This is a genomic window from Rhodococcus sp. EPR-147, from assembly GCF_001647185.1.
Lineage (GTDB): Bacteria > Actinomycetota > Actinomycetes > Mycobacteriales > Mycobacteriaceae > Rhodococcoides.
In genome coordinates this window covers 1-22,145 of record NZ_LVCU01000418.1, presented here as the reverse complement: position 1 = coordinate 22,145, position 22,145 = coordinate 1, and the positions used below count along the sequence as shown (strand labels likewise).

Below are 22,145 nucleotides of genomic sequence, written 5' to 3'. Positions count from 1 at the left end.
GCGACCAGGGAATCGGGTTGTGTCGGGTCGGTGTTCGGGAGCAGTGCACCGACTGCTCGCCAGCCCGGCCGGTGCAGATGTTCGCTCCACATCGGTGCTCTGCTCTGTTCGGTTCCACGCGGATAGCCCATGGCCTCGACGTAGATGGACAGTGCCTCGAACAGCCGCTGGCGGAATTCCGGGGGCGTCAGATCGACCAGGTACGGCGTTGTCTGCGCATCGGTGACGACTGTTCTCAACCTTTCTTCGGAAACTTGTCGGTGGGCACAGCTATATTGAATGTGTCGAACGGGTGTTCGACAATCGGGGCCGAGTGCGCCGGTGGTTCCGGCTCGGATCCTCGAGTCGGATTCTCCGGAGTTCGACTGTAAGGCTTCGCCACGGTTCCGGCCGCGCCAGGTGCGCGCCGGAGATTCGAACTGGAGGTGTTCGAGTATGACGATCACGAAGGCATTCGATGCCGGAGTGCGGTCGCCGGTGTCGCGTCAGGCTCAGGTTCTGTTGGGTCGAGCGGATGCTCTGCTGTCCGAGTCCATCGGGGAGAGCAATGCCGGAGATCGATTTCTCGGCAGCTACGCCGCCGCACTGAAAGGCGCGGCAGCGGTGCTTGCGTCGTTGCCGAACTCGATCGGAGCGCGTCCTCGTTCACGCAGCGCGTGGGTGTTGATGGCGAAGGCGGCACCGGAACTCGCAGTCTGGGCCGACTACTTCGCGTCCTTCTCGGCCACCCGGGCTGCAGTCGAGGCCGGTGCGTCGAGCACGATCGACGATCTCGATGCCGACGATTTCCAGCGGCACGTCGGTCGTTTTCTGAACTCAGTCGAGGATCGACTCGGCGGGCAGGGGCGTTTCGCGTCCGTCGACCCGATGACCGCACCCTTGTCGGCCTAGCTCACGCAGCTGGACGTCAGCCGACAATCGCCACGTCATGCGGTGTTCGCACGGAGTTTTCGGGACGTGCGTCTCGAAAACTTCGGTGTTTCTCAGGAACACATCGACCGAGTAGGTGGTAAGCGGCCGATTCAGCTCGTATCATCGACAACAGGTAGCCGCCAAGGTCAGCTTCCCGTCGTTTCGTAACCGAAATGACCTTCAATATCTGTGCAGGGGGAGGTACCGTGCCACTCTCCGAGCACGAGCAGCGCATGCTCGATCAGATCGAGAGCGCTCTCTACGCCGAGGATCCCAAATTCGCGTCTCATGTGAGGGGCGGTCGCGTACGCGCGGCGTCGAGCAGGAGGCGCTTTCAGGCTGCCGCGCTGTTCGTAGTGGGACTCGTGTTGCTCGTCGCCGGTGTTGCATTGTCGACGAACAGTTTGGCTTTTCTCGTCGTCAGTCTCATCGGCTTTTTGTTGATGTTCGGTGCCGGGGCACTGTTCCTGTTCGGCGGTTCCAGCAAGGGAGCCGCAGCGTCGCAGGACGAAGGCAGCACAGCCAACGATGCTGCCGAGACGTCCGGGCGTTCTACCGGACAGAAATCGAAGGGTGGTCGCAAGGGCGGCAGCTTCACCTCTCGCATGGAAGATCGGTTCCGTAAGAGGTTCGAGCAGGACTGAATCGACCGGGTTACATCGAACCGGCTCGTCTCGACAACTTCACGCGTCGACGTAGAACAGCATCTCACCCTCGGGTGAGGTGCTGTTGTCGTTTTCTGCCCGCGAACAGACGCCGCAGAATTGCCTGCAGCCCTCCGCTCCGCGTCGAGGGCCGGCTCGAACACTCCCGCGCACGGGAGTTCTGGGATCCCTCCCCGACACTCCCCACTTTCACCCACATTCCCCACTTCTCCCCACCAGGGCCCCACTGAAGGGCTGAGATCTGCGTCCAACCGCCACACCCGACGTCGAGGTGCTGCTCAGACGGCTGCAGTGGTGGACCCAAGGGCCGTCGCTCCCGAATCGAACCGGCGATATCACCCGCGGCATCGCTGCCGAAGCAGCCGATCTTGTGCACGCTGAGCTGCATGAATGTCATTTTGGCCAAAGTTTTCCGGCTGCGGATGGTTCGAAGTGGGGGAGAGTGGGGTAAAGTGGTCCGCAGCGGAGAGTCGAGGCTGGAGGTGGCGAGTGTTTCTCGGTACCTACACGCCGAAGCTCGACGACAAGGGTCGACTCACGTTGCCGGCCAAGTTTCGGGACGCGCTTGCAGGAGGGGTCATGGTGAGCAAGGGGCAGGATTTCAGCCTCGCTGTCTACACCGCGGCCGACTTCGCGGAGCGCTCTCGGAAATTGACGGCGGCTTCCCGTGCCAACCCCAAAGCCCGTGCTTACGTTCGTCAGTTCTTCTCGGGAACCGACGAACAGCGGCCGGACGGACAGGGTCGAATCACCATCAGTCCCGAGCATCGCCGGTACGCGGGGCTCGAACGAAACTGCGTGGTGATCGGTTCGATGGACTTCATCGAGATCTGGAACGACGAAGCGTGGGCGCGCTACTCCGCCGAGAACGAACAGGATTTCTCCGACGCTTTCGACGAGTCCCTCGGAGGGATCTTGTAGCCCGAACCAGGTCGCCTGCGAGTGCAGCGAGGCCTCTGCCCGATCAGAACCCTGACGTTCTTCCCCAACGCCAGGTTTCGCAGATCAGGACCCTGACGTACTTCCCCAACGCCAGGTTCCCTATCGGACAGGGACCTCGATGCATTCGCGTCGGCTTCGGTGGGCGACCCGCACGGCCCGGACCCGGGCGAGAAGTACGTACGCGCGACCGGGAGGAACCATGACGGAGGGCACCGGACCGGACGACATCGAGTCGTCCGCCGACCGACCCCACCGTCGATCCGCAGGCCCGCTCCACGTTCCGGTTCGACTCGAACGAGCCGACGAACTGCTCGGACCCGCACTCGGCTCCACCGGCGGTACTCGCGTCATGATCGACGCAACACTCGGCCTCGGCGGTCACGCCGAGCATTTCCTGCGGACCTACCCGCACCTGCACCTCATCGGACTTGACCGGGATCCCGATGCGCTCGAGCTGGCCGGAGCCCGTTTGGCTCCCTTTGCCGATCGAATCACGTTGGCGCACACGACCTACGACGGCATCGCCGAAGCGCTCGACGAGGCCGGTCTGCCTGCTGTCGGGTCCGTTCACGCGATTCTGTTCGACCTCGGAGTGTCGTCCATGCAGTTGGACGAGTCCGATCGCGGATTCGCCTACTCCGTGGACGCCCCGCTGGACATGCGAATGAATCCGACCGTGGGAATCACCGCCGCAGACGTCCTCAACACGTACTCGCACGGCGACATCGCACGGGTCCTCAGCACGTACGGCGAGGAACGGTTCGCCGGCAAGATCGCTTCCGCTGTACTGCGACGCCGAGAACACACGCCGTTCACCACGAGTGGCCCGTTGGTCGAATTGCTCTATGCCGCAATTCCGGCCGCGACCCGGCGCACCGGCGGACACCCTGCCAAGCGCACCTTCCAGGCACTTCGCATCGAGGTCAACGGTGAACTGGATTCGTTGAAGGCGGCGGTACCTGCCGGGCTCGACGCATTGGCTGTCGGCGGCCGGGTCGTCTTCATGTCGTATCAATCGCTCGAAGACCGAGTTGTCAAGCAGGAGTTGGCACCTCGGATCAAGTCCCGCAGTCCCGAGGGGCTGCCGGTCGAGCTTCCAGGAATGGGTCCGGAGTTCCGGCTCCTGACCAGAGGTGCCGAGCGTGCCTCGGATTCAGAAATAGACGACAACCCACGTTCGGCTCCGGTGAGATTGCGCGCCGCCGAACGGATTGCAAGGAGAGCGGAATGACGGTTCCAGGCACAACCGTTGGAACACAACGCAATCGGGTTCCAGCACCGAGGAACAGGGTCGCTCCGCAGGCTCCACTCTCGCGACCCGAGCGTACGAGCAAGGGTGGTGGACGATCCGGCGCTGCACTTCGCGCATACGAGCGCAGGCAGCAGCGTGCGTCGATCCACACCTCGGATTCTGCGCGTGGTTCCGGGGCCGGTGCACGGCCTTCGCTCAACGGAAGCGCTATCGCCGCGCGAATCCCGTTCGTCGCCTTGATCATCGGCCTGCTCGCCATCGGTCTCGGTCTGACGTTGCTCCTGACCACTCGGTCCGCAGGAGACTCCTACGATCTCAGCGCCGCCAAGGCCGTCAACGCCGAACTCGCTCAGCAGCGGGCGTCGTTGCAGCGTGATGTGGAGTTGGCGGAATCGGCTCCGGAGTTGGCGCGCAAGGCCGCCGAGCTCGGGATGGTCCCGGCGAAGAACTCCGCGCGTCTGATCGTCGCTCCGGACGGCGGTGTCCAGGTCGTCGGTACTCCGGCTCCGGCCGACGGTGCGCCGGTGGCGCCGCTCGATCCGGTACCGGCCGCGTCCGCAGGCGAGGGCACCGTCGCGAATCCGAGCACGCAGTCATCGCAGCAGCAGACCCCGCGAAGCGCGTCTCAGCCCAACCGAACCTCGGGCACGATCGACACCCGCGCCGCCACGCCGAATTCGAGCAATGGAGCTGGAAACACCGCGCTTGCTGAACAATTGGTTCCCATGAGCATCCCCTCGCTCGAAACACCTTCGGTCGAAGCCCCCGAGTCCACCGGCGAAGCATCGGGTGGCGGGCAGTGACCAGGCCGTCGCCTGCTCCACGCCGTCGGCCACCGAGCCGAAAGCGTCTCGACTCGTCCACCTTTCGGTTCCGTCACGGCACCGGTCGCGTTCTGATGTATGTGGCGCTCGCCGTCGCGGCGGCACAGTTGCTGTGGATTCAGGGATTCGATGCGCCGAGGTTGTCGGCCGAGTCGGCGTCGCAACGCACCACAACTCTCGTCGATCCGGCGATGCGTGGATCCATCCTGGACCGCAACGGCAATCCGATCGCCTTCACGATGGAGGCCAAAGCGCTGACGTTCCAACCGGTTCGGGTTCGCAAGGAACTCGACGAGGCGAGGGCGAAGGACCCCACCGAGCCGGAGACCGAGCAGTACCTCGAGGACATCGCGGCCCGCATCCACAGCGATCTCGGCGATGTGATCAGCGAGAAGGACCTGCTCGCGAAGCTGAAGAGCAACGACGAATTCACCTACCTCGCCCGCGGTGTGGACGCCACCGTGGCGTCGAAGATCAGCAAGGATTTCAAGCAGGTCGGACTCGAGCGTCAGGACATCCGTGAGTACCCGGGCGGATCGCTGGCCGGGAACATCGTCGGTGCCACCGGATGGGACGGACACGGTCTGCTCGGTCTGGAGGATTCGCTCGACGCGACCCTGGCCGGAACCGACGGTTCGCAGACCTACGACCGCGGATCCGACGGTGCCGTCATTCCAGGAAGCTGGCGGGACAAGCAGCCGGCGGTCAACGGTTCGAGTGTCGAACTGACCATCGACGCAGATCTGCAGTACTACGTGCAACAGCAGGTGCAGTTGGCGAAGGACCTGTCGGGAGCGAAGAACGCCTCGGCGTACGTGCAGGATTCGCACACCGGCGAGGTGCTCGCCATGTCGAACGACAACACCTTCAACCCCGGTATCGGAGTCGGCAACAACGAGCGCACCAAGGAAATGGGCAATCTGCCCGTCACCACGCCGTTCGAGCCCGGTTCGGTGAACAAGATCATCACCGCGGCCGCAGCCATCGAGTACGGACTCACCACACCCGACGAGGTGCTGCAGGTACCGGGCAGCATCTTCATGTCCGGCGTGTCGGTCAAGGACGCATGGGACCACGGCGTCGTGCCGTACACGACGACCGGGGTGTTCGGTAAGTCCTCCAACGTCGGCACCCTCATGCTGGCGCAGCGCGTCGGTGAGGATCGCTACGCGGACATGCTCACCAAGTTCGGTCTCGGCCAACGCAGCGACGTCGGTCTGCCCGGCGAGAGCGCGGGAAATGTACCGAGCCGTGATCAGTGGTCGGGTGGAACGTTCGCCAACCTCCCCATCGGTCAGGGCCTGTCCATGACGCTGTTGCAGATGACCGGGATGTATCAGGCCATCGCCAACGACGGGGTTCGCATCCCGCCGCGGATCGTCGAAGCGACAGTGGACGCCAACGGTCAGCGAACCGAGACCCAGCAGCCCGACGGGGTGTACGTGGTCAGTCCCGATACCGCGAAGACCGTCCGCAACATGTTCCGATCCGTCACCCAGGACGACACCGGGAACCAGCGCGGTACCGGAGTGGCCGCGGGGGTCGAGGGATACCAGATCAGCGGCAAGACAGGTACGGCTCAGCAGGTCGATCCCGAGTGCAAGTGCTACTCGAACTCGAACTACTGGATCACGTTCGCCGGCATCGCGCCCGCCGACGATCCCCGCTACGTGATCGGGATCATGCTCGACGCCCCGACCCGCAGCGCCGACGGTTCGGGCGGCCAGTCGGCAGCACCGCTGTTCCACAACATCGCCAGCTGGATGCTGCAGCGCGACAGCGTGCCGATGTCCGCGGACCCCGGACCCAAGCTGGTTCTGCAGGCGGACTGAGATCCCGACCCGCCGGTCCTCGTAGTCGGGGCGGCGACATCACGATCCCGGACGCCGGTAATCTGACACATCGGCTCGGGCGTCTTCGTTCGTCTGCCGCCGCGGCGTTATCGAGCCGCGGCGGGCGCGTGGCCGGCAGTAGAGAGGAAGGGAGCAGGAGTGACTGTGTCATCGGATTCACAACCGGCTCCGGGTTCACGTCCGGCGCATCCACCGCACACCGAAGTACGGGAGGTGGCGTCCGCGGTCGGTGCAACGATCGGCGAGGCCGATCCCGCCGGTGTGAGCGTGACCGGTATCGATCTGCGTGCACAGTCCGTTCTTCCCGGCGATCTCTTCGCCGCACTGCCCGGATCGTCTCGACACGGTGCCGAGTTCGTCGCCGACGCAGTCGAGCGGGGTGCCGTGGCAGTGTTCACCGATCCGGCCGGACTCGAGATCGTGCGGAGAGCGCTCGCAGGCACGGGTCGACAGGTTCCGGTTCTGGTGCACGAGCGTCCACGCCAGGTGTTGGGTGCTGTCTCCGCTCTCGTGTACGGCAACCCCTCGTCGAAGATGACCGTCATCGGTATCACCGGTACCTCGGGGAAGACGACGACGTCGTATCTGCTCGAAGCCGGCCTGACTGCTGCAGGTCGTCGATGCGGTCTGATCGGCACCATCGAGACACGTGTTCTGGGCCGGCATGTACCGAGCGCGCTCACCACGCCCGAGGCCCCGCAACTGCACGCTCTCTTCGCCGTCATGGTCGAAGAGGGTGTCGACACGGTGGTGATGGAGGTGTCCTCCCATGCGTTGTCCCTCGGCCGGGTCGACGGCACCTGCTTCGCGATCGGTGCGTTCACCAATCTCTCCCAGGATCACCTCGATTTTCACGACTCTCTCGAGGACTACTTCTCGGCCAAGAGTCGGTTGTTCGCAGCCGACTCGGCGGTTCGTGCCGGAACCGCCGTCGTCTGTGTCGACGACGCGTGGGGCGTGCGGATGGCGGACATCGCTCGATCGGCCGGGTCGGCCGTGGTGACGGCGTCGACCGGTGCCGATTCGCAGTGGACGGTCTCGGATTGGGCCAAGCACGACGACGGCACCCAGTCGTTCACGGTCGCCGATCCGCAGGGTGCGTCGCTGCCGGTCTCGGTTCGGTTGCCGGGTCGCTACAACGTCGCTAACACCGTGCTGGCGTTGGCGACCTGCGCGGCGGCCGGGGCCGACGTGCGCAAGGCCGTGACCGGGGTCGCGACGGTCGACGTGCCGGGCCGCGTACAGCGGATCGACCGTGGACAGAACTTCCTGGCGGTGGTCGATTACGCGCACAAGCCTGCGGCCGTCGAGGCTGTGCTGGCGACGTTGCGCGAATCCTCGCGTGGACGAATCGCGGTGGTGCTCGGAGCAGGTGGCGACCGCGACACCGCGAAGCGTCCCCTGATGGGTGCCGCCGGAGCGCGCGGCGCAGAGCTCCTGGTGGTGACCGACGACAACCCGCGCAGCGAGGATCCGGCCATCATTCGGCAGGCCGTCGAGGACGGCGCATTGTCGGTGCCGGACGAGGCCCGCGGTGAAGTACGAAACGTGGCAGGCCGCGCGGCGGCGATCGAACAGGCCGTGGCGTGGGCACGCGAAGGGGATGTTGTGTTGATCGCAGGTAAAGGGCACGAGACCGGACAAGAGGTAGCGGGTGTGAAGCATCCGTTCGACGATCGAGTGATACTCGCCTCGGCCATCGATGCGCGTCGGGTCGGCACGAGCGCGGGCGTACGGTGATCCCCCTCTCGATCGACCGCATCGCCGAGATCGTCGGAGGCACGGTGCACGATGTGCCGGATCCGTCGGTCGTGGTGCCAGGACCGGTGGAGTTCGACTCCCGCAAGGTCACCCCCGGCAGCATTTTCCTCGCCCTACCCGGTGCGAAGGTGGACGGTCACGACCATGCCGCCGCCGCGGTTGCCGCAGGTGCGGCGCTGGTACTGGCCGCGCGTCCGGTGGGCGTACCGGCCGTGGTCGTCAGTCCGGTCCCGCACGAGAGCCGCGCGATGGCACTCGAGAACGACCCGGACGGCTCCGGTTCGGCAGTGCTGTCCGCGCTCGGCGCTCTGGCCCGGGCCTCGGTGCTCGAGTTGACGGCCCAGCACGGCCTGACCGTCGTCGGTGTGACGGGATCCTCCGGGAAGACCTCCACCAAGGACCTGATCTCTGCGGTCCTCGAGCCTCTGGGCTCGGTGGTGGCACCGCCCGGATCGTTCAACAACGAATTGGGACATCCGTGGACGGCGCTGCGAGCGGATGCCGACACCGATTTCCTCTGTCTGGAGTTGTCCGCCCGAGGAATCGGCCACATCGCCGAACTCGCCACGCTCGCACCGCCCCGGATCGGGGTGGTCCTGAACGTCGGAACCGCGCACCTGGGCGAGTTCGGCTCGCGCGCGGCCATCGCGCTGGCGAAGGGCGAGCTCGTCGAGGCGCTGCCGAGTGCCGCCGACGGGGGAGTGGCGATCCTCAACATCGACGATCGCCTCGTCGCCGAAATGGTCACGCGTACAACGGCTGCCGTCGTCACGGTCGGGCGCAACGCAGATGCCGACATCAGAGCCCTCGACGTGCAGGTCGACACCGACGCCCGGGCGTCGTTCACGCTCGAATGCGCAGCGGGTTCGGTACCGATCACCCTGGCGGTGCACGGTGAGCATCAGGTCGGCAACGCCCTCGCGGCAGCGGCCGTCGCCCTCGAGTGCGGAGCAACGCTGACGCAGGTTGCCCAGGCGCTCGGGGCCGCCGCACCGACGTCGATCAGGCGGATGGACGTGCGCACCCGCGCCGACGGCGTCACCGTCGTCAACGACTCGTACAACGCCAACCCCGATTCGATGCGCGCCGCACTCAAGGCACTGGTGTCGATGTCGCGTCGCGACGACGGGCCGAAGCGCCGCAGCTGGGCGGTGCTGGGAGAGATGGGCGAGCTGGGTTCGGACTCTGTGGTCGAGCACGACGCGATCGGCCGCCTCGCCGTCCGCCTCGATGTCGACCGTCTGATCATCGTCGACTCCGGCCGTCCCACCCGGGCGTTGCACCAGGGTGCCGTCATGGAGGGTTCGTGGGGCGAGGAATCGATGCTGGTGCCCGACCGTGAAACGGCGATCGCAGTACTGCACGAGGAAGTGCGTCCCGGCGACATCGTGCTGGTGAAGGCCTCGCAGTCCGGGGCGATGTGGACCGTCGCAGACGCCCTGCTGGCCGATGCGTCGAGCGCCACCGCGGAGGGTGAGCAGTGAGGCAGATCCTCTTCGCCGGAGGCATCGCGCTCGCGGTCGCGATCCTCCTGACCCCGGTGCTGATCAAGACCTTCTCGAAACAGGGCTTCGGCCAGGAGATTCGAGTGGAGGGCCCGGCGAGTCACCAGTCCAAGCGGGGCACACCGACAATGGGCGGCGTCGCAATTCTGGTCGGCATCTGGGCCGGCTACTGGGGCTCGCACCTGATCGGTATCGGCTACGACGCAGACGGTCCGTCGGCCTCGGCCCTGCTCGTCCTCGGCCTGACCACGGTGCTCGGTCTCGTCGGCTTTCTCGACGACTTCATCAAGATCCGCAAGCAGCGCAACCTGGGTCTGAACGCCACCGGTAAGTACGTCGGTCAGATAACGGCAGCCGTGCTGTTCGCGATCCTGGTGTTGCAGTTCCGCAGCGAGAGTGGGCTCACTCCTGGCAGCACCCAACTGTCGTATGTACGCGACATCGCCACCTGGTCGATGTCCGCGGTGGTCTTCGTGTTCTTCGTCTGCCTGCTCGTGATCGCATGGTCCAACTCGGTCAACCTCACCGACGGCCTGGACGGCCTCGCAGCCGGGTCGATGACACTGGTGCTCGGTGCCTACACCGTCATCACCTTCTGGCAGTACCGCCAGGCGTGCGCAGGCCCCGCAGGGCCTGCCCCCGGCTGCTACGACGTCCGAGATCCCCTCGACCTGGCTCTGGTCTGCGCTTCGGCAGCGGGAGCCTGCATCGGCTTCCTGTGGTGGAACGCCGCGCCTGCCAAGATCTTCATGGGCGACACCGGATCCCTGGCCCTCGGCGGTCTGATCGCGGGCCTGTCGGTGGTGACCAAGACCGAACTGATCATGGTGGTCATCGGTGCGCTGTTCGTCGCCGAGGCCGCATCGGTCGTCATCCAGGTCGCGGTGTTCCGATCCAGTCGCCGACGCGTGTTCCGCATGGCACCGTTCCATCATCACTTCGAGTTGGCCGGATGGGCCGAGACGACGGTGATCATCCGGTTCTGGTTGCTGGCCGCCATCGCGTCGGCCGTCGGACTCGCCCTGTTCTACAGCGAGTATCTCGCTGCTGTCGGCGGATAGGGCATGGCCGAATCTCCGCACGACGCTAGGAACGACCTGACCTGGTTGCGCGGCAGTTCGGTGCTGGTCACCGGTGCCCGCATCTCGGGACTGGCCGTCGTGCAACCGTTGCTCGCTCTCGGTGCCGTCGTCACCGTCACCGACTCGAATCGTGCCGCGCTGGACGAGGCGTCGAACTCCGGTGCTGCCGTGGTGCTGCAGGACGACCTGCTCGTCGATCCGGCGGCGCTCGCCGCGTTTTCGCTGGTCGTCACCAGCCCCGGCTTTCGTCCCGACTCTCCGGTGTTGGCCGCTGCCACGGAGCAGGGCATTCCGGTGTGGGGCGATGTCGAGTTGTCCTGGCACGTGGACCGGGCCGAGGTGTACGGACCCCGAACTCGCTGGCTGGTGGTCACCGGCACCAACGGAAAGACGACCACCACCTCGATGCTGGCGTCGATACTCGACGCCGCGGGCATCGCATCGGTGGCCTGCGGCAACATCGGACTCCCCATCGCCGACGCGTTGCGCGGTACCCCGCATCCGAGTGTGCTCGCCGTGGAGTTGTCGTCGTTCCAGTTGTTCTGGGCTCCGTCGGTGCGTCCGGCGGCGGGGGTGGTGCTCAACATCGCCGAGGACCATCTCGACTGGCACGGCGGTATGGACGGATATGTCCAGGCCAAGGCTCGTGCGTTGAGTGGCGATGTCGCGGTGGTCGGTCTCGACGACTCGAGGGCGGCGAGTCTCGCTGCCGGATCGCCCGCAGCCACCGTCGTCGGGTTTCGGTTGGGTGAGCCGGCCTCGGGTGAGCTGGGAGTGCGGGCAGGGATGCTCGTGGACGACGCCTTCGGTGCGAACGTCGAGTTTCTCGCTGCGGAGGACGTGGAGCCGAGCGGCCCGTCCGGCATTCTCGATGCGCTCGCGGCAGGCGCGCTGGCTCGTTCGATCGGGGTGGAGGCCGACGCTGTTCGGGTGGGGCTGCAGACCTATCGGGTGGGTCCGCATCGTGCGGCGGTGGTGCGCGAGCTCGGCGGGGTGACGTTCATCGACGACTCGAAGGCGACCAACCCGCACGCCGCTCGCTCCTCGATCTCGGCGCACGATCGCGTCGTGTGGATCGCGGGTGGGTTGCTGAAGGGTGCGGTGATCGACGATCTGGTGGTCGAGATCGCCGATCGTCTCGTGGCTGCGGTCGTTCTCGGGCGCGATGGGATGCAGATCGCAGAGGCTTTGGCGCGACACGCGCCCGATGTTCCGGTCGTCAGGCTCCCTTCGGGAGACGATGCTGGTGTGACTCATGGTGCTGAAGATGCTGATGCGGTGATGCGGGCGGTCGTGGCCCATGCGGCCGAACTCGCCGCGCCGGGGGATACGGTCCTGCTGGCCCCGGCCGCCGCGTCACTGGACATGTTCGCCGACTACGGCCACCGCGGCCGCAGCTTCGCCGAGTCGGTCCAGCGCCTCGAGGCCACCGACATCGGATCGTCGCGATCGTGACTGCCGCCGGTCATCCGCCGCGTCCACCTCGCCGCACCGCCGCTCCACGCACCCGAATCGGCCTGTGGTTCGGCCGACCGCTCGCGTCCTTCCACCTCGTCGTCACGATCGCGGTACTGCTCACGGTGTTGGGCCTGGTGATGGTGCTGTCGGCGTCGTCCGCCGAGTCCTTCGCAGCCGATGAGTCCGGGTACGCGCTCTTCACCCAGCAGCTGATCGGTGTCGCGCTGGGAGTCGTGGCGTTCTACGTCGCTCTCCGGCTGCCGGTTCGCTACCTCAGGAAGCTGTCGTTTCCGCTGTTCCTGGTTTCGATCACCATGTTGATGTTGGTGCTCATTCCCGGAATCGGTGCCGAACGCCAAGGTGCGCGCCGCTGGTTCGACTTCGGCGTCGTGTCCTTCCAGCCGTCCGAGCTGGCCAAGGTCGCGCTGGTTCTGTGGGGCGCACACCTGTTGGCCTCGCGGCGCAGCGAGCACGGCAACATCAAATCGCTGCTGGTGCCGCTGTTGCCTGCAGGTCTGCTGATGTGTCTGCTCGTCGTGCTGCAGCCGAACCTCAGTACCGCCATCGCCCTGGGCATCATCCTGGTGGCGCTGCTGTGGTTCGCCGGCCTCAACGCTCGGCTGTTCGGTGCGGTGCTGATGACCGGTCTGGCGTTGGCGACCGTGCTCGCGTTCACCGCCGGTTACCGATCCAATCGCGTCAAGGCCTGGCTCAACCCGGGTGAGGACACCCAGGGCCTGTCATATCAGTCCACCCAGGCGAAATACTCTCTCGCCGACGGCGGAATGTTCGGTCGCGGGCTCGGGCAGAGCCGCGCGAAGTGGAGCTACCTGCCCAACGCGCACAACGACTTCATCTTCGCCATCATCGGCGAGGAACTCGGAATGATCGGCTGCCTCGCAGTCATCGGATTGTTCGGCCTCTTCGTCTACACCGGCCTGCGCATCGCCATGCGTTCGGTCGATCCGTTCCTGCGGCTGTTGACCGCAGGTGCCACGTGCTGGGTGTTCGGCCAGGCCATGATCAACATCGGCTACGTCGTCGGGTTGCTGCCGGTGACCGGTCTGCAGCTGCCCCTGGTGTCCTACGGTGGCACCTCGACCGCGATCACGCTGCTGATGTTCGGCATCATCGCGAGCGCCGCCCGCCACGAACCCGAGGCGATCGCGGCCCTGCACGCAGGGCAGGAGGGCCGAATCGCGCGAGCTCTGAAGCTGCCGCTGCCCGCCGTGTTCTCGCCCAAGCGAGCCGCGATGGCGCGCTCGAAGTCCACTCGCCCCACACTGGCGGCGCAGGATCGCAAACGCCTAGAGTCCCGTAAGGGCAAGGGCAGTGACGCACGGACAGCGCGGGCTGCCGAGCCCGGCCGTGCCCGCACGCGCGTCTCCAGTTCCCGGACCGACGCGATGTCGCCCACATCGGCTGCGTACCGGAGCGACGCTCCCCGCGGTAACGCCCGCGGCAACCCCCGTCGAAGCGATCCGGTCCGGCGAGAGCCCGCCGCAGGATCGCGATCGGCATACCGTCCGCGGCCGGAACCACAACCCGGTCGCCCTCCCGTCCGCTCGGGTGAGCGAGGATATCGACGGTGAAGCAGACATCTCGACCGATTTCCGTAGTGGTTGCCGGGGGCGGAACGGCCGGGCACATCGAGCCTGCGCTCGCTGTGGCCGACGCCTTGCGTGTCCTCGACCCCACCGTCACCGTCACCGCCCTCGGCAGCAGCCGGGGCCTCGAGACGACTCTCGTCCCGGCTCGCGGGTACGCACTCGAGCTCATTCCGCCCGTTCCGCTGCCTCGTAAGCCCACCGTCGACCTGCTCAAGTTGCCGCTGCGCGTCGTGCGATCGGTGCGCCGCACCCGAGAGATCTTCGCGGCCGTCGAGGCGGACGTGCTCGTCGGATTCGGCGGCTATGTCGCGTTACCGGCCTATCTCGCGGCCCGCGGTCGACTGTTCGGCCGTGGTGGCCGAATTCCCGTGGTCATCCACGAGGCCAACGCACGAGCGGGTATCGCCAACAAGGTCGGTGCCCGCTCGGCCGAGCGGGTACTCGCCGCGGTCGCGGGCTCGGGGATCGCCGCGCGCGGTGCTGCCGACGCCGACGTGATCGGAATTCCCGTGCGTCCCACCATCACCGGACTCGACCGGGCTGCCGTCCGCGCGGAGGCTCGCGCGCACTTCGGCCTGCCCGAGAACGGCCCGGTGCTGCTGGTGTTCGGCGGCTCACAGGGGGCCCGATCGCTCAACGACGCGGTGTCCGGAGCCTCGGCGGCTCTCGCCGATGCGGGAATCTCGGTTCTGCACGCCCACGGTCCGAAGAACTCGCTCGATGTCGAGCAGCGCAATCCGGCCGCGCCGTACGTCGCGCGCGCCTACATCGACCGGATGGATCTGGCGTACGCGGCCGCGGACCTCGCGATCTGTCGCTCCGGTGCCATGACGGTCGCCGAGGTTTCCGCGACCGGTCTGCCCGCCGTCTACGTGCCCCTGCCGCACGGCAACGGCGAGCAGGAACTCAACGCCCGTCCCGTGGTCGACGCCGGAGGTGGCATCCTGGTAGCCGATGCGACACTGACCGAGCAGTACGTGAGCGAGACAGTGGTCGCGCTGCTGGCCGACACCGAACGAATCGCCACCATGTCTCGTGCCGCCGCCGGTGCCGGGCACAAGGACGCAGCAGCTGCCGTCGCGCAGATCGTGCTCGATACCGCGCACGCGGCGCGGCGCTGAGCTGGGCGGCGTCGCGCATGAGAAGAGAACGAGGGAGACGTCCGCGTGACAACTGAGGGTGCGATGTCGGATCTGCCGGCAGAGCTCGAACGAGTACACATGGTGGGCATCGGTGGTGCCGGAATGTCCGGCATCGCGCGGATCCTGCTCGCTCGCGGGGGACAGGTGTCGGGTTCGGATGCCAAGGAATCGCGCGGCGTGCTCGCACTGCGCGCACGCGGCGCCCAGGTCCGCATCGGTCACGACGCCAGCGCCCTGGACATGATCGACGGCGGGCCCACCGTGGTCGTGACGACCCACGCCGCGATTCCCCAGACCAATCCCGAACTCGTCGAAGCTCGCGAACGCGGAATTCCGGTGGTGCTGCGACCGGCCGTGCTGTCTTCTCTCATGCAGGGATACCGCACGCTGTTGGTCTCGGGTACGCACGGAAAGACGTCCACGACCTCGATGCTGGTCGTCGCCCTGCAGCACTGCGGGTTCGATCCGTCGTTCGCCGTCGGGGGAGAGCTCAACGAAGCCGGGACCAACGCCCATCACGGCAGCGGCGACGTGTTCGTGGCCGAGGCGGACGAGAGCGACGGCTCGCTGCTGCAGTACACGGCCAACGTCATCATCGTGACCAACATCGAAGCCGATCATCTGGACTACTTCGGCACCACCGACGCCTACGTTCAGGTGTTCGACGACTTCGCTGCGCTCCTCGGTCCCGGCGGTGTGCTCGTGGCCTGCATGGACGACCCGGGTTCGGCGGCGCTGGCTCGACGCGTGGTCGAGCGGAACCTTCCCGGAGTCACGGTGCTGGGATACGGGTCCTCGGACGTCGACGCGGGGCCGGTCGCGATGGCCGTTCGACTGCTGGCGTGGGAGCCCGAGGACATCGGCGGCGTCGCGCAGTTGCAGATCGCAGGTGAGGACGCGGCGCGCACCGTACGGCTCGGCGTCCCCGGCCGGCACACTGCACTCAACGCTCTGGCGGCGTTCGTCGCGGCGCGCCAGGTCGGTGCCGGTGTCGAGGAATTGCTGGCCGGGCTCACCGGTTTCGGCGGCGTGCATCGACGCTTTCAGTTCACCGGGCGTGAGCACGGCGTCCGCGTGTTCGACGACTACGCGCACCACCCGACCGAGGTGCGTGCGGTGTTGACGGCCGCGCAGGCCCTCGTAGCAGGCCAGGATCGTTCGGGTGGCGAGCAGGGACGGGTGGTGGTGGTGTTTCAGCCGCACCTGTACTCGCGGACTGCGACGTTCGCCGAGGAGTTCGGTGCCGCGTTGTCGTTGGCCGACGAGATCGTCGTGCTCGACGTCTACGGCGCGCGAGAGGAGCCGTTGCCCGGTGTGACGGGGGCGCTGGTTGCCGCTTCGGTGACCAAGCCGGTGAACTATCAGCCGGATCTGTCGTTGGTGGCCAAGCAGGTCGCCCACCTGAGTGTGCCCGGCGATGTCGTCATCACCATGGGAGCCGGCGACGTGACGATGCTCGGCGGGCCGATTCTCGATGCGCTTCGCTCGAAGACCGATTTCGGTGCTGCGACCGGCCGCGGAGTACCGAAGGATCGGCCGTCGACGTGACCCGCCGCTCCGATCGAGTCCGTTCTTCGAGGTCGGGAACAGCTGCACGAGAGGGTGATTCGCCGTCCGCGGTCACCGACAAGCAAGCCCGCGCTCAGGCACGGGAAGAAGAGCGCGCCCGAGTGAAGCGGTCGCGTCGCAAAGCCGCGCTGATTGCGCTCGCCGTGGTGGTCGTCGTGGTGGGATCGGCTGCGCTGGTGTACTTCACGCCGCTGTTGTCCGTTCGCACCATCGCGGTCGCGGGGGCATCGTCGGTGTCCGAGCAGGAGATCCTCGATCGGCTGGACGTACCCGTCGGCCTTCCGCTGGTTCGGGTGGACACGGCGGGGGCGGCGCAGCGGGTGGCAACGATCCCGGCGCTGGCGACGGTCCGCGTGCAACGCCAGTATCCGTCCACCGTGCAGGTGACGGTCGAGGAGCGAGTTCCAGTGGCGTTCTTCGATTCTCCGGACGGCACCCATCTCCTGGACTCCACCGGCGTCGATTTCGCGATCGCGCCGCCACCGCCAGGGGTAGTACGTCTGGTGACCGACAATCCGGTGTTCGGTGATCCGGTGACGAAAGATGCACTGGCGGTTCTCGATACGTTGCCACCGCTGCTGCGCGATCAGGCCGCCGAGCTGCGGGCGAGCACGCTGTCCGACATCTCGATTCTGCTGCTCGACGGGCGCACCGTCGTGTGGGGCAGCAAGGACGACTCCGAGCGCAAGGGCGCGGTCGCGATCGCATTGCTGTCCCAACCCGGTCAGATCTTCGACGTGTCGAGTCCGGATCTGCCCACCACCAAATAGTTTCGACGCGCGGACCGGAATTTCTCGCGTGGCGTCGGCGCGCCTAATGGCGATAGTCGTCGGCGATGAATAGCGTTTCGACCAGTTCAGTACTTGACATAACTCTAAGCCTGTGGTTTAGGTTGAGGGTTTTCCACATTTCAGGCAACAATCCACGGAAGGCGAGAGCCCATGACGCCCCCGCACAACTACCTCGCCGTAATCAAGGTCGTCGGCATCGGCGGCGGCGGCGTGAACGCGGTCAACCGCATGATCGAACAGGGACTCAAGGGAGTCGAGTTCATCGCGGTCAACACCGACGCTCAGGCCTTGCTGATGAGTGACGCAGACGTCAAGCTCGACGTCGGCCGCGAACTGACCCGCGGACTCGGCGCAGGTGCCGATCCCGAGGTCGGCCGCCGCGCAGCAGACGATCACAAGGACGAGATCGAAGAGGTGCTCAAGGGTGCCGACATGGTGTTCGTCACCGCAGGCGAGGGCGGCGGCACCGGTACCGGTGGCGCTCCTGTCGTCGCCAACATCGCTCGCAAGCTCGGCGCACTGACCGTCGGTGTCGTCACCCGGCCGTTCTCTTTCGAGGGCAAGCGGCGCGGTGGACAGGCCGACACCGGCATCCAGCAGCTCCGCGAGTCCTGCGACACGCTCATCGTCATCCCGAACGACCGACTGCTCCAGCTCGGCGACGCGGCCGTCAGCCTCATGGACGCGTTCCGCAGCGCCGACGAAGTACTGCTCAACGGTGTCCAGGGCATCACCGACCTGATCACCACTCCCGGACTGATCAACGTCGACTTCGCCGACGTCAAGGGCGTCATGTCCGGCGCAGGCAGTGCACTGATGGGTATCGGATCCTCACGCGGTGAGGGTCGCGCGATCAAGGCGGCCGAATCGGCGATCAACTCGCCGCTGCTCGAAGCCTCGATGGAAGGTGCACGCGGAGTGCTGCTCTCCATCGCCGGTGGATCCGATCTCGGTCTGTTCGAGATCAACGAGGCCGCCTCGCTGGTGCAGGAAGCCGCACACATCGACGCCAACATCATCTTCGGCACCGTCATCGACGACTCGCTCGGCGACGAGGTCCGCGTGACCGTCATCGCCGCAGGCTTCGACGGCGGAACCCCGACGCGGCGTCCGGTCGAAGCTGCTACCTCCACCCGCGGCCCGATCGGATCGGCTCGCTCGGGCGAGGTGTCCTCCAAATCGACCGACAGTTCCGACGGTGCTGTGTTCCGCGACCCGGTCGGCGCGCCGAGTGGTAGCAGTCTGCCGCCGCTGAACTCGTCGAGCTCGTCCAACCGCGAATCGTCGAGCCGCGAATCCGCAGCCGGTTACGGTCGCGACTCGTCCGGCCAGGGCCGGGACTCGTCCGGACAGGGCCGCGAGTCCGTCGGTTCCGGCCGTCGCGTTCCGATCGCCGAGGACGAGGGCGAAGACGAAGTCGATGTGCCGTCCTTCATGCGGCGGTGAGTGACACCGCTTCCGCCGGTCCGTTTCGTGTCCGACGCGTCTCGACGACGCGGGCGGGCGGCGTCTCGGCACCGCCGTTCGACACGTTCAACCTGGGCGATCACGTAGGTGACGACCCCGCTTCGGTGGAAGCCAACCGTCGACGCCTCGGCGATCGACTGGGTATGGGACTCGAACGGCTCGTGTTCATGGAGCAGGTCCACGGACGCACCGTCACCGTGGTGGACGGTCCGGTGTCCGAGCCGGTGCCGATGACCGATGCGTTGGTGACGACGCAACGTGATCTCGGTCTGGTGGTGTTGACTGCCGATTGCGTGCCGGTCCTGCTCTCCGACGAGGAGGCAGGCGTGATCGCAGCGGTGCATGCAGGACGGGTCGGTGCCCGCATCGGCATCGTTCCCCGGGTGTTGGCCGCCATGGTCGAGCTCGGGGCGGTTCCGGCGCGGATCGGCGCATTTCTCGGTCCGGCGGCGAGCGGCCGACAGTACGAGGTGCCCGCCTCCATGCGAGCGGACGTCGACAAGCATCTCCCCGGCAGCGCGACGACCACGGTCCGCAACACGCCGGGGCTGGACATTCCCGCCGGTATCCGCGCTCAGCTGCTCGCCGCGGGAGTGTCCGGTGTCGCTCAGGATCCGCGGTGCACCATCGAGGACCGGGCCTTGTTCAGTCACCGTCGTGAAGGATCGACCGGCCGAATCGCCAGTGTCGTCTGGATGGACAGCACATCCCCCGGTGATCGGGCCGAAACGGCAGACCGGTGAACCGGCAGAAGAGGTTGTCATGAGCGAACCCACCGGCAGCGCGTCGGGCACCGACCGGGCGCAGGAGATCGAGACGGCGTTGACGTCGGTGCGCGAGCGGTTGCACCGCGCCTGTGTCGATGCGGGCCGGTCGCCCGCCGACGTGGCTCTGCTGCCGGTGACCAAGTTCTTCCCCGCCTCGGACGTGCGGGTTCTCTACGAACTGGGGTGCCGCGACTTCGGCGAGTCCCGAGAGCAGGACGCGTCGCCCAAGGTCGCCGAGACGGCCGAAGATTTCGTCGGCGATCCGCCTCGCTGGCACATGATCGGACACCTGCAGCGAAACAAGGCGAAGTCGGTTGCCGCGTGGGCGCACGCCATTCATTCCGTCGACAGTGCGCGGTTGGTGGCCGCACTGTCCAAGGCGACGACGGCGGCATTGGACGAGGGTGTGCGTCGGACCGAACTCGACGTGATCGTTCAGGTCAGTCTCGACGGGGATGTGCACCGCGGCGGCGTCGAACGCGACGAACTCCACGAGCTTGCCGACGCGGTGTCGAACGCGTCCGGGTTGCGTTTGGCGGGGTTGATGGCGGTGCCACCGCTCGGTGCCGATCCGGACGCCGCATTCGCCGATCTCGAGAGCCTGCACCGTCGGCTGACGGCCGATCATCCCGAAGCGCTCGAGCTGTCCGCAGGCATGACCGGAGACCTGGAAGCTGCTGTGCGGCACGGATCGACGTGCGTGCGTGTCGGTACCGCAATACTCGGCGCGCGGCCGATAACCTCGCAATAACAGTCCATGGATCACATCAGTCACAACAGACACTTGCGAACCTGGAGATGGACAGTAGACACACCGCCACGGAAGGCAGAACGATGAGCACCCTGCACAAGTTCAAGGCGTACTTCGGCATGGTTCCGCTCGCGGACTACGAGGACGACTACCTCGACGATCCGGACACGCGACGCAGTTCCCGTGGTGGTCGTGACACCTACGACGACATGGATGAGCGTGAATTCGTGAAGCCGTCGTTCGGTGGATCTCGGCACGCGCAGGTCGAGGACGACTACGACGACTACGAGGCCCCGCGTCCGGCGACGCTGGCCCCGATCGGCGGACGAGGACGTGGCGCGGCACCGACCACGCGAGGTGCAGCAACCAGGGGAGCGTTGGCCATGGACACTCGGATGGACGTGCGTGCGGAGACGCGACGCAGCCCTATCGCGGACGACGGCGGCCCGCTCTCGAAGATCACCACGCTGCGACCGCGTGACTACAGCGAGGCGCGCACCATCGGTGAGCGTTTCCGCGACGGCACTCCGGTCATCATGGACCTGGTCGAGATGAGCAACGCCGACGCCAAGCGCCTGGTCGATTTCGCGGCCGGGCTCGCCTTCGCGCTGCGCGGTTCCTTCGACAAGGTGGCGACCAAGGTATTCCTGCTCTCGCCGGCCGACGTCGACGTCTCGCCGCAGGAGCGCAGGCGGATCGCCGAGACCGGCTTCTACAGTCAGCAGTGAGAGATTCGCTGTTCGGGGCGGTAGTGCAGGGCTGTGACCAGCGCGCTTTGCTCAGCCCGTCGAATTCAGGCAGAGTATAGCCGTGATCGTGTTCACGGTGATCAACATCGTATTGTTTCTTTTTTGGCTCCTTCTCATCGGTCGAATCATCGTCGAGTTCATCAGAACTTTCGCGAGAGATTGGCAACCGACCGGGTTGGTCGTCATCGTGCTCGAGGCGATCTTCACGGTCACCGACCCGCCGGTGAAGTTCCTCCGCAGGATAATTCCGCCGCTCAACCTCGGCGGAGTGCGACTGGACCTGTCCATCATGGTCCTGCTGTTCGTCGTCTTCATCGCGTGGAATGTGACCAGCGGTCTCGCGGCCTGAGATCGCAGACGAAATGTTAGAACGCGGGACCCAGCGCATGCTGCGTGTCCTGTGTGACAGAATGGACGCCAGTTACAGTTTGATTGTTCTGCACTCGCGCGGAATGGCATATAACTGAATGCTTGCTCTACCGCCCCAAGACGCGTGAAGGGATCCTTCCATGCCGCTGACTCCAGCTGATGTGCACAATGTCGCGTTCAGCAAGCCGCCCATCGGTAAGCGTGGTTACAACGAAGACGAGGTCGACGCTTTTCTCGACCTCGTCGAGCAAGAGTTGTCGCGACTGATCGAAGAGAACGCCGACCTCCGCCAGCGGGTCGGTGAGCTCGACCAGGAGCTTGCGGACGCCAAGAACGCTTCGCGGCAGAGCCCGCAGGCGGCTCAGGTCGCGGCACCGAAGGCCGAGCCACAGCGCCCGGTGGATCCCCCCAAGCCACCGCCCGTCGCGGCCCAGCCCGCTCCGGTCGCACCCGTTGCGGCGGCCCCGCAGCAGAGCGGCGACTCCAACATGCAGGCCGCCAAGATTCTGGGCCTCGCTCAGGAGATGGCCGATCGTCTCACCGGTGATGCCAAGTCGGAGTCTGAGCAGCTGCTCGGCAACGCGCGCACCAACGCCGAGCGTTTGGTCTCGGATGCCCGCACGCGTTCGGAGTCGATGATGTCCGAGGCTCGGCAGAAGTCCGAGTCGCTGCTGTC

Annotated in this window: 20 protein-coding genes and 1 pseudogene; 20 read left to right on the top strand and 1 reads right to left on the bottom strand. The window is 66.2% G+C overall.

The genetic code is table 11. From position 1 onward, the window contains the following. Positions 1–239 (bottom strand): annotated as a pseudogene (locus A2J02_RS18490) (GNAT family N-acetyltransferase); the annotation flags it as partial. 196 nt (positions 240–435) lie between these two features. Here A2J02_RS18490 and A2J02_RS18485 point away from each other — a divergent pair. From A2J02_RS18485 to A2J02_RS18385, 20 genes are all read left to right on the top strand, one after another. Then, the gene (locus A2J02_RS18485; protein ID WP_068051989.1) at positions 436–891 is read left to right on the top strand and encodes an SAV_6107 family HEPN domain-containing protein; all 456 of its coding nucleotides are present in this window, start codon (positions 436–438) and stop codon (positions 889–891) included. Positions 892–1,118: 227 nt separating this feature from the next. Next, on the top strand, positions 1,119–1,556 hold the full coding sequence (locus tag A2J02_RS18480; RefSeq protein WP_068051986.1) for a DUF3040 domain-containing protein: 438 nt from the start codon (positions 1,119–1,121) through the stop codon (positions 1,554–1,556). A 510-nt stretch (positions 1,557–2,066) separates the two neighbouring features. Beyond that, positions 2,067–2,498 (top strand): division/cell wall cluster transcriptional repressor MraZ, encoded by a 432-nt coding sequence (gene mraZ / locus A2J02_RS18470; protein WP_027497352.1) that lies wholly within the window; start codon positions 2,067–2,069, stop codon positions 2,496–2,498. 220 nt (positions 2,499–2,718) lie between these two features. Further along, entirely contained in the window at positions 2,719–3,750 is a 1,032-nt protein-coding gene (rsmH, locus tag A2J02_RS18465; protein WP_068051979.1) for a 16S rRNA (cytosine(1402)-N(4))-methyltransferase RsmH, read from the top strand. Further along, entirely contained in the window at positions 3,747–4,574 is an 828-nt protein-coding gene (locus tag A2J02_RS18460) for a hypothetical protein (protein ID WP_231893930.1), read from the top strand. Before rsmH ends, A2J02_RS18460 begins: the two co-directional genes overlap by 4 nt. Then, positions 4,571–6,427 carry a peptidoglycan D,D-transpeptidase FtsI family protein gene (locus tag A2J02_RS18455; RefSeq protein WP_068051974.1) on the top strand — a complete coding sequence of 619 codons (1,857 nt, stop codon included), beginning with the start codon at positions 4,571–4,573 and terminating at the stop codon, positions 6,425–6,427. The genes A2J02_RS18460 and A2J02_RS18455 overlap by 4 nt, the downstream gene beginning before the upstream one ends. A gap of 159 nt (positions 6,428–6,586) precedes the next feature. Next, entirely contained in the window at positions 6,587–8,188 is a 1,602-nt protein-coding gene (locus A2J02_RS18450) for a UDP-N-acetylmuramoyl-L-alanyl-D-glutamate--2,6-diaminopimelate ligase (protein WP_068051970.1), read from the top strand. Further along, positions 8,185–9,693, top strand: a complete 1,509-nt coding sequence (locus A2J02_RS18445; protein ID WP_068051967.1) for a UDP-N-acetylmuramoyl-tripeptide--D-alanyl-D-alanine ligase — start codon at positions 8,185–8,187, stop codon at positions 9,691–9,693. Before A2J02_RS18450 ends, A2J02_RS18445 begins: the two co-directional genes overlap by 4 nt. Then, the gene (mraY, locus tag A2J02_RS18440) at positions 9,690–10,775 is read left to right on the top strand and encodes a phospho-N-acetylmuramoyl-pentapeptide-transferase (protein ID WP_032394385.1); all 1,086 of its coding nucleotides are present in this window, start codon (positions 9,690–9,692) and stop codon (positions 10,773–10,775) included. Before A2J02_RS18445 ends, mraY begins: the two co-directional genes overlap by 4 nt. 3 nt (positions 10,776–10,778) lie before the next feature. After that, entirely contained in the window at positions 10,779–12,251 is a 1,473-nt protein-coding gene (murD, locus tag A2J02_RS18435) for a UDP-N-acetylmuramoyl-L-alanine--D-glutamate ligase (RefSeq protein ID WP_068051964.1), read from the top strand. Further along, on the top strand, positions 12,248–13,846 hold the full coding sequence (ftsW, locus tag A2J02_RS18430) for a putative lipid II flippase FtsW (protein ID WP_068051961.1): 1,599 nt from the start codon (positions 12,248–12,250) through the stop codon (positions 13,844–13,846). The genes murD and ftsW overlap by 4 nt, the downstream gene beginning before the upstream one ends. Next, positions 13,843–14,985 (top strand): undecaprenyldiphospho-muramoylpentapeptide beta-N-acetylglucosaminyltransferase, encoded by a 1,143-nt coding sequence (murG, locus tag A2J02_RS18425; protein WP_217901112.1) that lies wholly within the window; start codon positions 13,843–13,845, stop codon positions 14,983–14,985. The genes ftsW and murG overlap by 4 nt, the downstream gene beginning before the upstream one ends. A 63-nt stretch (positions 14,986–15,048) precedes the next feature. Continuing rightward, entirely contained in the window at positions 15,049–16,554 is a 1,506-nt protein-coding gene (gene murC, locus A2J02_RS18420; RefSeq protein ID WP_068051959.1) for a UDP-N-acetylmuramate--L-alanine ligase, read from the top strand. Continuing rightward, a complete protein-coding gene (locus tag A2J02_RS18415) occupies positions 16,551–17,345 on the top strand; it encodes a cell division protein FtsQ/DivIB (RefSeq protein WP_082898936.1) in 795 nt (264 codons plus the stop codon). Before murC ends, A2J02_RS18415 begins: the two co-directional genes overlap by 4 nt. Positions 17,346–17,516: 171 nt before the next feature. Beyond that, positions 17,517–18,812, top strand: coding sequence for a cell division protein FtsZ (gene ftsZ, locus A2J02_RS18410; RefSeq protein WP_068051956.1), 1,296 nt, complete (start codon positions 17,517–17,519; stop codon positions 18,810–18,812). Next, complete coding sequence (gene pgeF / locus A2J02_RS18405) at positions 18,809–19,576, top strand: peptidoglycan editing factor PgeF (protein WP_068051953.1); 768 nt, start codon at positions 18,809–18,811, stop codon at positions 19,574–19,576. Before ftsZ ends, pgeF begins: the two co-directional genes overlap by 4 nt. Positions 19,577–19,595: 19 nt before the next feature. Next, the gene (locus tag A2J02_RS18400) at positions 19,596–20,351 is read left to right on the top strand and encodes a YggS family pyridoxal phosphate-dependent enzyme (protein WP_068051992.1); all 756 of its coding nucleotides are present in this window, start codon (positions 19,596–19,598) and stop codon (positions 20,349–20,351) included. An 83-nt stretch (positions 20,352–20,434) separates the two neighbouring features. After that, positions 20,435–21,079: a cell division protein SepF gene (locus A2J02_RS18395; protein WP_068051950.1), complete on the top strand. Its 645-nt coding sequence runs from the start codon at positions 20,435–20,437 to the stop codon at positions 21,077–21,079. A gap of 82 nt (positions 21,080–21,161) precedes the next feature. After that, positions 21,162–21,449 carry a YggT family protein gene (locus A2J02_RS18390; RefSeq protein WP_068051947.1) on the top strand — a complete coding sequence of 96 codons (288 nt, stop codon included), beginning with the start codon at positions 21,162–21,164 and terminating at the stop codon, positions 21,447–21,449. 160 nt (positions 21,450–21,609) lie between these two features. Continuing rightward, a partial coding sequence (locus A2J02_RS18385) for a DivIVA domain-containing protein (protein ID WP_156516288.1) occupies positions 21,610–22,145 on the top strand: 536 nt, incomplete at its 3' end.

Coding starts and splice junctions, on each gene's coding strand:
- A2J02_RS18485 (WP_068051989.1), top strand. CDS start 436: ATGACGATCACGAAGGCATTCGATGCCGGAGTGCGGTCGCCGGTGTCG.
- rsmH (WP_068051979.1), top strand. CDS start 2,719: ATGACGGAGGGCACCGGACCGGACGACATCGAGTCGTCCGCCGACCGA.
- A2J02_RS18460 (WP_231893930.1), top strand. CDS start 3,747: ATGACGGTTCCAGGCACAACCGTTGGAACACAACGCAATCGGGTTCCA.
- murD (WP_068051964.1), top strand. CDS start 10,779: ATGGCCGAATCTCCGCACGACGCTAGGAACGACCTGACCTGGTTGCGC.
- murC (WP_068051959.1), top strand. CDS start 15,049: ATGTCGGATCTGCCGGCAGAGCTCGAACGAGTACACATGGTGGGCATC.
- ftsZ (WP_068051956.1), top strand. CDS start 17,517: ATGACGCCCCCGCACAACTACCTCGCCGTAATCAAGGTCGTCGGCATC.
- A2J02_RS18400 (WP_068051992.1), top strand. CDS start 19,596: ATGAGCGAACCCACCGGCAGCGCGTCGGGCACCGACCGGGCGCAGGAG.
- A2J02_RS18395 (WP_068051950.1), top strand. CDS start 20,435: ATGAGCACCCTGCACAAGTTCAAGGCGTACTTCGGCATGGTTCCGCTC.